The sequence below is a fragment of the Streptomyces sp. NPDC048353 genome, from assembly GCF_055587165.1.
In genome coordinates this window covers 375,658-390,483 of the sequence record NZ_JBVJGU010000005.1, presented here as the reverse complement: position 1 = coordinate 390,483, position 14,826 = coordinate 375,658, and the positions used below count along the sequence as shown (strand labels likewise).

Genomic DNA, 14,826 nt, shown 5'->3' with positions numbered 1-14,826 from the left:
CGGATCCGGTCGGGAGCCGTGCGTCGTCGGGGCCGGGCGTTCGCGCGGCGAGCCGCGTCGGCCGGAGTGGATCGTAGGCAGCAACGAACGGGCCCGGCAAGGCATTTGTGCCGCGCCCGCCGTCCGCTCAGGGCCCTTCGTCCGCCAGCGCCGCGAGCCGGGCGAGGGCCCCGTCGAGGTCGGCGTACGAAGGGGAGGCGAGCCCCACCCGTACCGCGTCCGGAGCCGATCCGGCGCCCACCGCGAAGGCACTGCCCGGTGTCACCGCCACGCCCGCCCGGGCGGCCGCGGCCGCGACGAAGGTCTCCGCGCGCCAGGGAGCGGGGAGCTCCCACCAGCAGTAGGCGGACCGCGGGGCGGTCCGGATCGAGTGGGCGCCGAGCCGCCGCCCGACCAGCTCTCCCCGGGCGGCCATGTCCCGCCGCTTGGCCGCCACCACCTCCTCGACGGTCCCGTCCCCCGCCCAGCGGGTCGCCGCCGCCAGCGCGAGACCGCCCGCCGTCCACGCCCCGGAGCGCAACGCCTCCGCGAGCCCCTCCCGGCGCGCCTCCGGCGCCACGAGGTACCCGACCGTCAGACCGGGGGACAGCCGCTTGGAGAGGGAGTCCACCAGGACCACGTGCGCGGGGGCGTGGGCCGCGAGCGGCGCGGGGGCCCCGGTCGGCGAGGCCGCCGGCACCCCCGACGTTTCCGGCGCCTCCGGTGACAGGAACGCCCACGTCGTGTCCTCGATCGCCGTCACCCCCGACTCCCGGAGCACCGCCGCCAGTTCGGCGCGGCGCTGGTCGCCCATGGTCAGCGACAGCGGGTTGTGGAGCGTCGGCTGGACGTACACCGCGCCGAGCGGGGCCGCGCGGTGGGCCGCCGCGAGGGCGTCCGGACGCATGCCTTCCGCGTCGAGCGCGATCGGCACGAGCCGTACGCCGAGCCGTTCCGCGACGGCCTTGACCAGCGGATACGTCAACGCTTCCACGGCCAGGCGGCCCCCCGGCGGGACGAGGGCGGAGACCGCGGCGGCGATCGCCTGCCGGCCGTTGCCCGCGAAGAGGACCGCCGCAGGGTCCGGTGCCCAGCCGCCCCGGCCGAGCAGGCCGGCGGCCGCCGCCCGCGCCTCCGCCGTGCCCACCGCCGCCACCGGCCGCGCGGTCGCCGCCGCCAGCACGTCGGGGCGGGTCAGCGACGCGAGGGCCCGGGCCATCAGCTCCGTCTGGCCCTCCGCCACCGGGTAGTTGAGCTGGAGGTCGACGGGCGCGGCCCCGGTCGCCTCCGCGAGGGCGGGCCCGGGCGGCGGCGGAGCCGCCCGTACGAACGTCCCCCGCCCCACCTCGCCGACGACCAGGCCGCGCCGGGCCAGCTCGCCGTACACCCGGATCGCCGTGGAGCCCGCGATCCGGTGGCGGCGGGCGAAGACCCGCTGCGGCGGCAGCCGGTCGCCGGGCCGCAGACGTCCGTCCGCGATCCGCTCGGCCACCCGGTCGGCGATCCTCCGGTACTCCTCCACGCTCTTCCCCTCACCCGTGATTGCACCGAGAGCAATGATTTCATTGCACCGAGCACGGACCGCTGCCTAGCCTCCGGGCATGCCTTCCGCAGAGATCAACGGACTCACGATCGGCTACGAGGACCGGGGATCGGGCCCCGTGCTCGTCCTGGTCCACGGCCATCCCTTCGACCGCACCATGTGGCGGCCACAGCTCGACCGGTTCTCCCGCACGCACCGGGTGATCGCCCCCGACCTGCGCGGTTACGGCGCCACCACCGTCGTCCCCGGCGTCACCCCGCTCTCCGTCTTCGCCGAGGACCTCGCCGCCCTCCTCGACCGGCTCGGCGTCGGGGAGTTCGTCCTCGGCGGGCTCTCCATGGGCGGGCAGATCGTCATGGAGTGCTACCGCCTCTTTCCCGAGCGGATCCTCGGCCTCGTCCTCGCCGACACCTTCCCGGCCGCCGAGACCGACGAGGGCAGGGCGGGCCGCAACGCCGTCGCCGACCGGCTCCTAGCCGGGGGCGCGGAGGCCATGCGCCACTACGCCGACGAGGTCCTCGACCGCATGGTCGCCCCGTACAACACCCATGCCGCGCCCCACGTCCACCGGATGATGTGCGCGACCGACCCGGCGGGAGCGGCCGCCGCGCTGCGCGGGCGCGCGGAGCGCCCGGACTACCGCGACCTGCTCACCACCGTGACCGTGCCGGCCCTGGTGGTCGTCGGCCGCGACGACACGTACACCCCGGTGGTCGACGCGGAGGCGATGCACGCCGCGCTGCCCCACTCCACGCTCGTGGTCGTCGAACGGGCGGCGCACCTGCCGAACCTGGAGCGGCCCGCGGAGTTCGACGCGGCTCTGGCGGAATTCCTGCGCTCACCCGTCCGGCCCCGTTGAACGATCGGTCCCGGCCGGGCGCCCGCACGATGGGCCCATGAGCCAGAACACCGCACCCCGTAAGCCCGGCACCGGTGCCGGGGCGGCCTGGGCCGCCGGCGGCACCCTCTTCGCCGGTGTCCTGATGCTGGTCATCGGCATCATGGACATCTTCCAGGGCATCGCAGGCATCGCCCAGGACGACATCTACGCAGACATCGGCGACTACGTCTTCAAGTTCAACCTGACGACGTGGGGATGGATCCATCTGATCCTCGGCATCATCCTGGCCCTCGCGGGTTTCGGAATCCTCAAGGGTTCCGAGTGGGGGCGGGTCGCCGGTCTCACGCTGACGGTCCTGAACGTCGTCGCGCAGTTCCTCTTCCTCCCCTACCACCCGTGGTGGTCGCTGTTCTCGATGGCGGTCTCGATCTTCGTGATCTGGGCGCTCGCCACGGACGACAACCTCGGCGGCAAGGGCGCGCGGGCAGCCTGACCCCCGCCCCCGGGCGATCCGACCGGGCTCTCGCGACCGTCACGGAGGCGGCCGCGGGGGCCCTCGCTCGACCTGCGCGAGGGCGGCCGATCCGCCACGCTGGAAGACATGAACCACTTCGACCGCATGGACGACGACCAGATCCTGGAGAGCATCGGCACGCTCGTCGAGGAGGAGCGTGCCCTGCGGCAGCGGATGGGTGGGCTGCTCGACGAGGAGCGAACCCGGCTCGCCGAACTCGAGGTGCAACTGGACCAGTGCTGGGACCTGTTGCGCCAGCGCCGCGCCAAGGCGGAGTTCGGCGAGGATCCCGACACGGCGGCCGTCCGCCCGGCGGCCGAAGTGGAGAACTACCGCAGCTGAGAGCCCGCGGCGCCGGGCGGCCCCGCGCCGCGGGCAGGCCCCCTGGGCCACGGGCCGCCGCTCGCGGCGCCCCACCCGAACGCCTCGCCGCGGGCCGATCCCGAAGCCCGCCGGCCCCGCCACTACGGCCTCGCCGCGGACCGGTCCCCTGGCCGCCGGACCGGAGGCCCGCACGGATCCGCCACTGCAGCCCGTCGCCGCCGGGCCGCCTGGCCGCCGGACCCGAGGCCCACACGGCCCCGGCTCTCCAGCCCATCGCCGCCCGGCCCCCTCGCCTCCGGCCCCGGCCCCGGACCCCCGCACTCCGGACCCGTCGCCGCCCGGGCTCCTGGCCGCCGGTCCCGAGGCCCGCACGGATCCGCCACTGCAGCCCGTCGCCGCCAGGGCCCCCTGGCCGCCGGTCCCGAAGCCCGCCGGACCCGCCACTACGGCCTCGCCGCGGACCGGTCCCCTGGCCGCCGGACCCGAGGCCCGCACGGCCACGGCTCTCCAGCCCGTCGCCGCCCGGCCCCCTCGCCCCCGGCCCCCGGCCCCGGACCCCCGCACTCCGGACCCGTCGCCGCCCGGTCCCGAGGCCCACGCCCCGTACGTTGGTCGCATGGCGCGCACCCCTCGGCTCACCCCGCCCCCCTGGCTCACCGCCGGACTGAAGCCGCAGGCCGCGCCCGTGCCGTGGGCCGCCGTCGGCCGCGCGTCCATCGCCCTCTCCGCTCCCCTCGCCGTCGGCATGGCCGTCGACCGGCCCGTCTACGGCGCCCTGGTCTCCATGGGCGCCCTGTCCGGCGTCATCGGCGACACCGCCGACGCGTACCGGATGCGGATCCTCAACATCGCCGTCCCCCAGCTCTTCGGCGCCCTCGGCGTCACCCTCGGCTCCCTCGTCTTCGGCCACGGCTGGGTCGCCGTCGCCGTCCTCACCCTCGTCGCGCTCGTCTCCGGGATGATCTCCTCGATCGGGGCGGTCGCCTCCGCCTCCGCTCTCGTCCTGCTCCTCGACACCGTCGTCGGCGCGGGCCTGCCCATGCCCGACCCCTGGTGGACGGCCCCGCTCCTGCTCACCCTCGGCGGGGTCCTCGTCCTCGCCCTGACCCTGCTCGGCTGGCCGCTGCGCGGCAAGGTCCCCGAACGCGCGGCCGTGGCCGGCACCTACCGGGCCGTCGCCGACGTCCTCGAAGCCGCCGGATCGGACGCGTACGAGGCCAGGCGCCAGGCCGTGACCACCTCGCTGAACCAGGCGTACGACCTCGTCCTCGCCCGCCGCGCCCGCCACCACGGCCGGACCCCCGCCCTGGTCCGCCTCCTCGCGCAGCTGAACGTGGTGATCCCGCTGGTCGAGGCCGCCCCCGCCGCGCACCAGGCGGCCCGGCGCTTCCACCGGCCGCTGCCCGACGAGATCCCGGCGGCCGTCCGCGCCCTGGCCGACGCCGTCGAGGGCGACCGTACGCGCACGGCCGTCCCGCACCTGCCCGAGCCCGCCCGACCCTCCGAGAAGGCCGTCGACCGGGCGCTGCGGCACGCGGCGAGCGTCGTCCACGAGGCGGACCCCGCCCACCTGGACGCGGCCGACCGGCTCGGCCGCCCCGCCGCCCTGGGCGTCCGCGTCCGCCGCACCACCCGGGCCGTGCTCTTCTCCGAGGCGTCCTGGCGGTACGGGCTGCGGCTCGCGCTCTGCATCGGCCTCGCCCAGGCGCTGGTCTCCCTCGTCGCCGTGCCCCGCTCGTACTGGATCGCCCTCACCGTCACCTTCGTCATGAAGCCGGACTTCGGCTCGGTCTTCTCGCGGGCCGTGCTGCGCGCCGTCGGCACGGTCCTGGGGCTCGCCGTCGCCGCGCTCGTCCTCGCCGAGGTGCCCCGGGGCTGGTGGGACGTGCCGGTGATGATGGTGCTCGCCGCGCTGATCCCGGCCTTCTCCGCGAAGGGGTACGCCTTCCAGACCGCGGCGATCACCCCGGTCATCCTGCTGCTCTCCGACCTCCTCAACCGGCAGGGCTTCGACCTGGTGCTGCCCCGGCTCTACGACTCCCTCATCGGCTGCGCGATCGCCCTCGTCGCCGGGTATCTGTTGTGGCCGGAGTCCTGGCACGCCCGGATCGGCGACCGGCTCGCGGAGGCGGTGGCGGACACCGCGACCTACGTGGCCTGCGCCTTCGGCCCGACCGGGCCACCCGCCCCGACCGGACAGCCCGGGCCGACCAGCGCGTCAGGCGAAGGGCCGCGCGAAAGGCCGCGTGAAAGGCCGGGCAGCGGCCCGGGCGAAGGGCCGCGCGAAGAACCGGCCACCGGTCCGCGCGAAGAGCCCGGCGAGGGCCCGGGCGAACGGCCAGGCGAAGAGCCCGGCGACGCCCCCGGCACCGAGGAGCGGGCGGCCGCCCGGCTGCGGGCCCGGCGGGCGCTCTACCGCGATCTGTCCGCCGTACGCTCCGAGTTCCAGCGGGCCCTGACCGAACCGCCGCCCGCCGGCGCCCTCGCCTCCGCCTGGTGGCCGCTGGTCGTGGCCGTGGAGCGGATCGTCGACGCGACCACCGCCGCCCGCGTCCGCGTCGACCACGGGGCACCGGCGCCGGACCCGGACGAGGTGGCCGACGTGGAGCGGGAGTTGCACGAACTGGCGGACAACCTGCGCCACAGCGCCGTCCTGGTGGAGGTCAGGGCCCGGCTGAACGGTGACGAGGACGGCGTGCTCGCCCCCCTGCGCCAGGAGGTGCGGGCGGCCCGGGCGATCGCCTCGCCCCGGACGGGCCCGGGCGGGGACCCGCCCGCCGCCCCGGGCGCAAGCGGAACGCCGTAGAGCCCCTCCGACGACCCCGCCGTCCGGGCCGGAGGGCACGAACTCACGCCCCGATCCGCGGGTTTCAGACCCCGTGCCGCCGCCTGAAACCGCTTGCTGCGACCCCCGGACGAACTTACCGGCGGTCACCGGGCGGAAGCCTCCCCACCGCCGTTACCGGAATCCACCGGGGCGACTACGATGCGCTCGATCGACCTTGCCCGTGCTTCCACCGGGACATCCGGCCCGGTCCGGCACGGTCACCCCGTCCTGCGCCATCTCCCCGTGCCATCCAAGGACATCGCCATGCGCACCACCACCGGCAGAGGGCTCCAGCCCAACGTCCTCGGGACCTTCGACACCATCGTCATGGCCGTCGCGGGCAGCGCACCGGCCTACTCCCTGGCCGCCACCACCGCCGTCCTGTTCGGCGCGGTCGGCCTGGCGGGCCCGGCGGCGCTCCTCTACTGCGCCCTGCCGATGCTCGGGATCGTCCTCGCCTACGCCCGCCTCGGCCGCATCGACGTCAACGCGGGCGCCGGATACTCCTGGGTGGGCCGTACCCTCCACCCCTTCCTCGGCTTCCTCTCCGGCTGGGCCCTGGTCGTGTCGACGACCGTCTTCATGGTCGCCGGCTCGCTGCCCGCCGGCGCCCTGACGCTCTCCCTCTTCGACCCCGCGCTGGCCGAGAACACCCCGCTCGCCGCCGCCGTCGGCGCCGGCTGGTTCCTCGTCATGCTGCTGGTGGTCCTGGGCGGCGCCCGGCTCACCGTACGGGCCCAGTTGTTCATGACGGGGATCGAACTGCTGGTCCTCGTCGGCTTCGTGCTGGCCGCCCTCGCCCACCGCGGCCACGCCACCGCCTTCGACTGGTCCTGGTTCGGCTTCGGCCACTTCGACGGCGCCTCCGGCTTCGCCTCGGGCGCGCTGATCGCCGCGTTCTACTTCTGGGGCTGGGACGTCACCAGCAACCTCAGCGAGGAGACGCGCGACAGCCGCCGTACGGCGGGCCTGGCCGCGCTGGTCGGCGTCGCCGTCGTCTTCCTCCTCTTCGAGGCGTGCACCATCTCGGTCAACGTGCTCCTGAGCGCCGGGCAGATCGAGGCGGCCGGGGCCAATGTCCTCGCCGTCCTCGGCCAGGAGATCTGGCCGGGCGTGGGAGGGAAACTGCTGGTCGTGGCGGTGCTGTTGTCCACGGTCGCCACCCTGGAGACCACGCTCATCCAGGTCACCCGCTCGCTGTTCGCGATGGGCCGCGACCGCACCATGCCGGCCGCGCTCGGGACCGTGCACCGCCGCTGGAACACCCCGTGGGTGGCGATCGCCGCCGTCGGGGCCGCGGCGCTGCTGATGTTCGGGGCGGCGGCCGCCGCCGGTTCGGTGAGCCGGATCCTGCGCGACGGAGTGGCCGCCATCGGCCTGCTGATCGCGTTCTACTACGGGCTCGCCGGCATCGCCGCCGTCGTCGCGTACAAGTCGGTGCTCCTCTCCTCCGTACGCCACTTCCTGCTCGGCGGGGTGTGGCCGCTGGCGGGCTCCGCGTTCATGCTGTGGACGTTCGTCGAGTCGCTGGGCGAGCTGTCGACGACCGCGCTGACCCTCGGCATCGGCGGGCTGCTGACCGGCCTGGTCCCGATGGTCGTGTACTGGCGGAAGGGGAGCGCGTACTACCGCCCCGCCCGGCTCGACGCCGTCAGCGCGCTGGCGGCGGCGGACCCCTTCGCGGGCGACCGGACACGCACCCGCCGCGCGGACGAGTCGCTCGCCACCGACTTCTGACCCCGGCGCCGGACACCGCACCCGTCCCGGCCACCGCCCGCCGACCCCCGACCCCCGACCCCCGACCCCCGACCCCCGACCCCCGACCCCCGACCCTGGAACAGCCTCACCGCCCCGCACGTCATCCCGCCTGCAGCACCGACCGCACTCACCGCACCGACCGCACCAACCGCACTCACCGCACCGAACGCCCCACCCCCCACCGCGCAGTCGAGTCTCCGAGTCTTCGAAGCACCCGCCTTCGAGTCTTCGAGTGTCGAAGGAGGAACGCCGATGCCCGTTCGCCGCCGCTCGGCCCGTGTGGCCCGCTTCACGCCCGATTTCGACCCCGACTACGGAGACCGCGCGCTCACCGAGGCCCGGCACGACATCGTTATCGGACGCTGGCAGGGCGTACGGGACCTGCTCGCGGCCACCGGTGACAACTGGCCGCGCCGGACGCACCGGCTGCGGCTCCTCGCCCACGCCGCCGCGGGCAGTTCGGCGGTCGAGGCCTGGCGGGCCGCCGAACCGGACTGCCCGGACGCGGCGGTGCTGCGCGCGGCGACCGAGGTGGTCCGGGTCTTCGACACGGCCATCGCGGCCGGCCGGGGCACCGCCGTCGACCGGGGCCGGCTCGACGCGACGGTCGACACCTGCCTGGCCGCGGCGCAGGCCGCGCCGTCGGACCCGATGCCCTGGGTCTCCCTGCTCTCCGTGGCGCGCCTCTATGAAGGGGGCGTGCCGCGCCGGGAACTGCGCCGGTGGTTCGACGAGGTCCGGCGGCGCGACCCGTACCACACCGAAGGCCACGCGCAGTTGCTGCGCTACTGGTCGGCGCGGTGGCACGGCACGCACGGGACGATGTACGACTTCGCGCGCGACGCGGCGGGCGTGGCACCGCCGGGCTCCCCGCTGCCGGTCCTGGTGCAGGTGGCCCGGGTGGAGGAGTACCGCTACATCGCCGACGGGGCGCTGGGACGCGGGCCGGTGCGCGGCTTCGACCAGCACTGGAAGCACGAACTGGCGGTGACCGAGCTGCGCCGGACGTACGCCCGCTGGATCGGCGGCCGCGAGCCGGGACGGCCGGTGGAACCGGAGGAGGTCGTCGACCTCAACTATCTCGCCCACGCGGCCTGCTACGCCGGGCAGGTGGAGGTGGCGCGGGAACTGCTCGGCATGCTCGGCCCGCGGGCGTCCTGGGTGCCCTGGTCGTACACGGGGGAGCCGGCCGAGCAGTTCGTCCGCTTCCGGGAGGGTCTGGGCGTGGTGTGAGGGGCGGACCGCCCCGCCTCCTCCCACCACGCCGGGCCCTGGCGGCTCAGACGCCGATGTCGCGGCCGTCCTTGCGCCAGACGGCGACGACGGCCGGGCGGACGATGCGGCCCGGTCCGTCGGGCCACACCGAGGCCGGCTTCTCGACGGACGCGCCGTCGATCTCGCCCGGGTGCTGGACGGCGACGACGACCCGGCGGTCCTGGATGATCGGGCCGCAGGTCTCCGCGCCCTTGGGAACCGTCAGGAACTGCTTGAGCTCACCGCGGCGCTCGCCCTGCGTGGCGACGCCGAAGAGACCGTCGTGCGAGCCGAGCTGGTTGCCGTCCGTGGAGATCCACAGGTTGCCGTGCGGGTCGAAGGCCACGTTGTCCGGGCAGGAGATGGGGGACACCTTCTCCTTCGGGAAGCCGGCGAAGTAGGTGGCCGGGTCGTTCGGGTCGCCGGCCACCAGGAAGAGACGCCAGGCGAAGCCGTCGGAGGCCGGGTCGTCCCAGTTCTCGGCGAGCTCCAGGATCTGCCCGTGCTTGTTGAGGTTGCGCGGGTTGGCCTCGTCGGCCGGGGCCTTGCCCGCCTTGCCGCGGTCGGTGTTGTTGGTGAGCGCGACGTAGACGCGGCCGGTGCGCGGGGACGGTTCGACGTCCTCGGGGCGGTCCATCTTGGTGGCGCCGACCTTGTCACCGGCGAGGCGGGTGAAGACGTACACCTCCTCGGCGGTCATGCCCTCGACGTGCGAGACGTCGCCGGTGGCGAGCGGGATCCAGACGCCGGAGCCGTCGAACTCGCCGTCGGCGGGGAGCTTGCCGGTGCCGTCGATCTGGGCGGACGGGCTGTCGCCGGTCAGCTTGGCGACGTACAGCGTGCCCTCGTCGAGCAGGGTGAGGTTGTGCGCGCGGGCGGCCCGCGAGTTCCCCTTCTTCATCCGCTTGGACGAGACGAACTTGTAGAAGTAGTCGAACCGCTCGTCGTCGCCCATGTAGACGACCGGACGGCCGTCCTCGGTCAGCCGCGGCTGCGCGGCCTCGTGCTTGAAGCGGCCGAGCGCGGTGCGCTTCTTGGGGGTGGAGTCGGGGTCGTACGGGTCGAGTTCGACGACCCAGCCCTGGCGGTGGACCTCGTTGGGCTCCTGCTTGAGGTCGAAGCGCTTGTCGAACCGCTCCCACTTGCGCTCGGTGGCGCCGGTGCCGATGCCGTACCGCTTGTCGGTGGCGCTGGAGCCGTTGGCGAAGTACTGGTTGAAGTTCTCCTCACCGTGCAGCGTGGTGCCCCACGGGGTGGTGCCGCCGGCGCAGTTGTTGAGGGTGCCGAGGACCTTGCGGCCGGTCGGGTCGGCGGAGGTGCGCAGCAGCGGGGAGCCGGCGGCGGGGCCGGTCAGTTCGAAGGCGCTGGTGGTGTGGAGGCGGCGGTTGAGCGGGTGCCGGGAGACGGGCGTGAGCCTGCCCGAGCGGTGCTCCTCCTGGACCACGACGACGGAGAGGCCGTGGGCGGCCCAGGCGATCTCCACCTGCTCGCGGGTGGGGTTCGCCGCGTCGTACCCCTTGAACATCAGGATTTCGTCGGTGTACTCGTGGTTGGCGACGAGGACCTGCCGGCCGTGCTCGCCGCGCAGCGGCAGCAGGGAGAGGAAGTCGTTGTTGTAGCCGAACTGGCCGGCCTGCGCCCTGGCGGTCTGCTTGTCGGCGTCGAAGGCCGGGGCGCCGCGGAGGATCGGCTCGCCCCAGCGGATGACGACGTTCTGGGAGTAGCCGGTGGGTACGGTCACCTGGTCGGCCGTGTTGGGCGCGACGGAGGCGAACCGCAGGCCACGGGCGCCGTCGGTGCGACCGGGGGCGCCGGGGTGTCCCGGGTGGCCGGGCAGCGGCGTACGGGCGTCGGCGACCGGCGCGTTGCCGACCGCGAGGCCGGTCCCGGCGGCGGTGGCGACCGTCACCACGGCGGCTGCGCGCATCATGGAGCGTCGGGAGAGGACGCCGGCTATGACATCGCCGACGTACTCGTTGTCGCTGGTGTTCGGCACCTCGTGGAAGCAGGCGTCGCCACAGCGGAACCGGCAGGTGAGGGCGGAACGGCCGCCTCCGTGCGGGTTGGTGCTCAGCAGCGGCAGCAGTTTGCGCACTTCGTCCTCCTCCGGCGCAGCACTGCGCCGACATGGTGTCGGGAATCCGTCCGGCGGTGACGTTATGTGTGCACATCCGCGCGGGGGCGGCGGCGGAGTGAACGACGGATGAATGCGCGGCGACCGGGGTGGCGGGGCGGGGATCGGCCCGTACGAAGGGGACGTGCGGCGGGCCTCGCGACACCGCGTGTCGGGGCGCCGGAGGCGACACACCCGGGGCCGCTAACCTTACGTGTCCGCCCTGGCCAGGGATGATTCTCCCAGTACGGACATACACCGCACCCAACTCATGCGAAAGGCCTCGCCCATGGGCATTCGGAGCTTGCTGCGCAAGGTGTTCGGACGCGATCGTGCGGACCAGCACGTCGAAACTACGGCAACCTCCGTCCCGTCCCAGACGGCGTCGGAACGCGCCACCCCCGACGAGGCCGGGTCGGTGACCCTCCCGTCCCCGACCCCGCCGGACGAGGCGGCCAAGCGGGCTGCGGACGACCTGGTGGCGGCCTCCTTCGACAACCCGAAGGTCCCCCAGGCCCGCACCTCCTCGACCCGCGAGAGCGTCCGCACGGGCGGCACGGGATCGTCGTCCGACACGCCCCAGGAGCCCGAGACCCCGACGGAGAGCACCGGGGTCCCGGCGGCGCGCGACGGGGCGGAGGCGGAGGAGGCTGCCGCCGAGGCGGAGGCGGCCCCTGCGGAGGCGGAGGCCGAGACTCCGGCCGAGCCGGAAGCGGCGGCCGACGAGGCGGACGCCACGGAGGCGCCCGAAGCGGAGGCCGAACCCGCGGAGGCAGTCGCCGACGAGCCGGCCGACGAGGCCGAGCCCGTCGAGGCCGAGGCCGACGAGCCGGCGGACGAGGCGCCCGAAGCGGAGGCCGAACCCGCCGGAGCAGTCGCCGACGAGCCGGCCGCCGAGGTCGAGCCGGAGACCGACGAAGCCGAAGCCGAGGTCACGGCCGAGCCGGAGACGGCGGACGCCGAGCCCGAGCCCGCCCCCACCGAAGCCGAAGCCGAAGCCGAGGTCACGGAGGAGCCCGAGCCCACCCCCACCGAAGCCGAAGCCGAGGCCACCTCCCCCACCCCCGCCCTGACGCTGGCAGCGGTCAAGGCGAAGGCGCCGCAGCTCGCCGATGCCTACAAGGCCGCCGGGACCGTGCTGAAGAAGCAGGGGCTGACCGGGGCGCGGGCCGCCGTGTACCTCGTCGTGGACCGGTCGGGTTCGATGCGCGGCTACTTCAAGGACGGCTCCGTCCAGCGGATCGCCGAGCAGACCGTCGCCCTCGCCGCCCACCTCACCGAGGACGCCACCGTCACCGCCGTGTTCTTCTCCACGGACATCGACGGCACGGCGGAACTCCGTCCCGAGGGCATCGAGGGCCGCATCGACGAGATCAACGCGGACCTGGGCCGTCTCGGCCGCACCAACTACCACCGCGCCGTCGAAGAGGTCCTCGCCCACCACGAGAAGACCGACCCGACCCGGCCCGCGTTCGTCGTCTTCCAGACGGACGGCGCCCCGGACCTGAAGACGGCGGCCACCGAGGCCCTCGCCCAGGCCGCCGACCGCCCGATCCACTGGCAGTTCGTGGCATGGGGCGAGGAGGACAACAAGGCCTTCGACTACCTCCGCAAGCTCACGGCCCCCCGTACCGGCACCTTCTTCGCCGGAGCGACCCCCGCCGAGACCGGGCACCCCGCGTTCTTCCGCGGGCTGCTCGCCGACTGGCAGACGCAGGACGAGGCCTAACGGCCGACGGGGCCGGCGGCCCCACCGGAGCCTGATGCGGGGCCCCGGCCGGGACCGGCTCCCGGCCCGGGGCCCCGCCCGGCGCCCGCCCCCGCGCCGGGCCGGGCGGGCCGGCCGGGCACGACGGGCAGGGTCACCGTCACGACCAGGCCGCCGCCCTCCGCCGCCCCCCGGGCGGTCGCGTCCGCGCGGCCGCCGTGGGCGGTCGCGATCGACCGGACGATCGAGAGGCCGAGGCCCGCGCCCGGGCCCATCCGGTCGCGTCCCTCGCCGCGCCGGAAGGGTTCGAAGAGACCCGGCACATCGGCGGCGGCGACCACCGGCCCGGTGTTGGCGACGGTCACCACACCGCCCGCCGCCGTCACCTCGACGGCACCCCCCGGCACGTTGTAGGCGACCGCGTTCGCGACCAGGTTCCGTACCGCCTGGGCGAGCAGCACGCGGTTGCCCCGTACGACACCGGCGCCGCCGGTACGGCAGTCGACGCCGTACGTCTCGCACTCCTCCGCGACCACCGCCCCCAGGTCCACCTCCTCGCGCTCCTCCAGTCCCCGTTCGCTCCGGGCGAGGACGAGCAGGCCCTCGATCAGCCGCTCGCTGCGCCGGTTGGTGTCGAGGAGGACCTGCGTGATCCCGGCGTCGGCGTCCAGGCCGATCTGGATCGCGGCGCGCTGGGTGGCCAGCGGCGTCCGCAGCTCGTGCGAGGCGTTCGCGATGAAACGGCGCTGGCTGTCGAAGGCGGTCTCGAGCCGTCCCAGCAGCGCGTCGATGGTGTCGCCGAGCTCCTTCAGCTCGTCGTCGGGGCCGCTCGCCGCGATCCTCTCGTGCAGGTTCCGCTCCGAGATCCGGCGCGCCCGCGCGGTCATCTCGTGCACCGGCCGCAGCATCCGGCCGGCGGTCCACCAGCCGACCGCGACCGCGCCGAACGCCATGACGACGAGCGCGAGCCACGACCACATGAGCATCTGCTCGCCGGCGGCGCGGCTGACGTCGTCGCTGAGGCGGTAGGCGGTGACGGTCTCGAACGGCGCCACCACCCGCACCCGCGCCGCTATGGCCTCCGCCTCCCCCTCCGTACCGGCGCGGGACAGCAGGTTCACCACCCCCAGCAGACAGCCGCCGAGGACGACGAAGACACCGCCGTAGACGAGGGCGATACGGGTACGGATCGTGGACCCGGCGCCCATCACGGAGCCCGCCCCACGCCCCGGCCCACGGGCCCGGCCCCCGGCCCCCGCCCTCCTCACAGGGCGTACCCCACACCCTGGACCGTACGGATCAGCGCCGGTTCGCCCAGTTTGCCCCGCAGCTTGCTCATGCAGACGCGAACGGCGCCGGTGAACGGGTCGGTGTGCGCGTCCCAGGCGCGTTCCAGGAGCTCCTCGGCGGAGACGGTGGCGCCGTCCGCCTCCAGCAGGATCTGCAGCACGGAGAACTCCTTCGGGGAGAGGTCGAGGTCACGCCCGTCCCGGGTCGCCGTCCGGCGGACGGTGTCGACGAGCAGGCCGTGGCGCTCCAGGAGCGGCGGTACGGGGCGGGCGCTGCGCCGCCGCAGGGCGCGCACCCGGGAGACGAGCTCGGGGAACTCGAAGGGCTTGCCGAGGTAGTCGTCCGCCCCGAGGTCGAGCCCTTCGACGCGGTCGTCCAGGGAGGCGGCGGCGGTGAGCATCAGGATCCTGGTCCTGGCGGTCCCGGCGACCAGGGCGCGGGCCACGTCGTCGCCGTGGACGCGCGGCAGGTCGCGGTCGAGGACGACGACGTCGTAGTCGTGCAGCCCGAGGTAGGCGAGGGCGGCGTCGCCGGTGTAGACGGTGTCGACGGCGAATCCGGCCCGCCGCAGCCCGGTGGCGATCAACTCCGCGAGGACCTGTTCGTCCTCGGCGACCAGTACGCGCATGCTCTCTTCCTCGCTGCTGTCCACGGTCCTTTCTACGCCGGGGAACG

General features: G+C 74.7%; 11 protein-coding genes. 7 read left to right on the top strand and 4 right to left on the bottom strand.

What is annotated here, in order from left to right:
* Nucleotides 1–127: 127 nt before the first annotated feature.
* Nucleotides 128–1,501, bottom strand: a complete 1,374-nt coding sequence (locus ACZ6RC_RS20410) for an aminotransferase-like domain-containing protein (protein ID WP_469585088.1) — start codon at nt 1,499–1,501, stop codon at nt 128–130.
* A gap of 79 nt (nt 1,502–1,580) precedes the next feature.
* Here ACZ6RC_RS20410 and ACZ6RC_RS20405 point away from each other — a divergent pair, with 79 nt between their 5' ends.
* The 6 genes from ACZ6RC_RS20405 (at nt 1,581) to ACZ6RC_RS20380 (ending at nt 9,019) form a co-directional block, all read left to right on the top strand.
* On the top strand, nt 1,581–2,381 hold the full coding sequence (locus ACZ6RC_RS20405; protein ID WP_469585085.1) for an alpha/beta fold hydrolase: 801 nt from the start codon (nt 1,581–1,583) through the stop codon (nt 2,379–2,381).
* Between the two features lie 37 nt (nt 2,382–2,418).
* Nucleotides 2,419–2,856 (top strand): DUF7144 family membrane protein, encoded by a 438-nt coding sequence (locus tag ACZ6RC_RS20400; RefSeq protein ID WP_391140096.1) that lies wholly within the window; start codon nt 2,419–2,421, stop codon nt 2,854–2,856.
* Nucleotides 2,857–2,982: 126 nt separating this feature from the next.
* The gene (locus ACZ6RC_RS20395; RefSeq protein WP_391140457.1) at nt 2,983–3,219 is read left to right on the top strand and encodes a DUF2630 family protein; all 237 of its coding nucleotides are present in this window, start codon (nt 2,983–2,985) and stop codon (nt 3,217–3,219) included.
* Nucleotides 3,220–3,817: 598 nt separating this feature from the next.
* The gene (locus ACZ6RC_RS20390) at nt 3,818–6,007 is read left to right on the top strand and encodes an FUSC family protein (RefSeq protein WP_469585080.1); all 2,190 of its coding nucleotides are present in this window, start codon (nt 3,818–3,820) and stop codon (nt 6,005–6,007) included.
* Between the two features lie 285 nt (nt 6,008–6,292).
* Nucleotides 6,293–7,765: an APC family permease gene (locus ACZ6RC_RS20385; RefSeq protein ID WP_469585077.1), complete on the top strand. Its 1,473-nt coding sequence runs from the start codon at nt 6,293–6,295 to the stop codon at nt 7,763–7,765.
* 273 nt (nt 7,766–8,038) lie between these two features.
* Entirely contained in the window at nt 8,039–9,019 is a 981-nt protein-coding gene (locus ACZ6RC_RS20380) for a hypothetical protein (RefSeq protein ID WP_469585074.1), read from the top strand.
* A gap of 46 nt (nt 9,020–9,065) precedes the next feature.
* Here the strand turns inward: ACZ6RC_RS20380 and ACZ6RC_RS20375 are convergent, their stop codons facing one another.
* Nucleotides 9,066–11,135, bottom strand: coding sequence for a PhoX family protein (locus tag ACZ6RC_RS20375; protein ID WP_391140092.1), 2,070 nt, complete (start codon nt 11,133–11,135; stop codon nt 9,066–9,068).
* 307 nt (nt 11,136–11,442) lie between these two features.
* Between ACZ6RC_RS20375 and ACZ6RC_RS20370 the strand changes: the two genes are divergently transcribed.
* Complete coding sequence (locus ACZ6RC_RS20370; protein ID WP_469585069.1) at nt 11,443–12,882, top strand: VWA domain-containing protein; 1,440 nt, start codon at nt 11,443–11,445, stop codon at nt 12,880–12,882.
* Here the strand turns inward: ACZ6RC_RS20370 and ACZ6RC_RS20365 are convergent.
* Nucleotides 12,879–14,069, bottom strand: coding sequence for an ATP-binding protein (locus tag ACZ6RC_RS20365; RefSeq protein ID WP_453616432.1), 1,191 nt, complete (start codon nt 14,067–14,069; stop codon nt 12,879–12,881). The two genes, ACZ6RC_RS20370 and ACZ6RC_RS20365, sit on opposite strands and share 4 nt — an antisense overlap.
* Before the next feature lie 56 nt (nt 14,070–14,125).
* The gene (locus tag ACZ6RC_RS20360) at nt 14,126–14,779 is read right to left on the bottom strand and encodes a response regulator transcription factor (protein WP_391140089.1); all 654 of its coding nucleotides are present in this window, start codon (nt 14,777–14,779) and stop codon (nt 14,126–14,128) included.
* Nucleotides 14,780–14,826 lie beyond the last annotated feature (47 nt).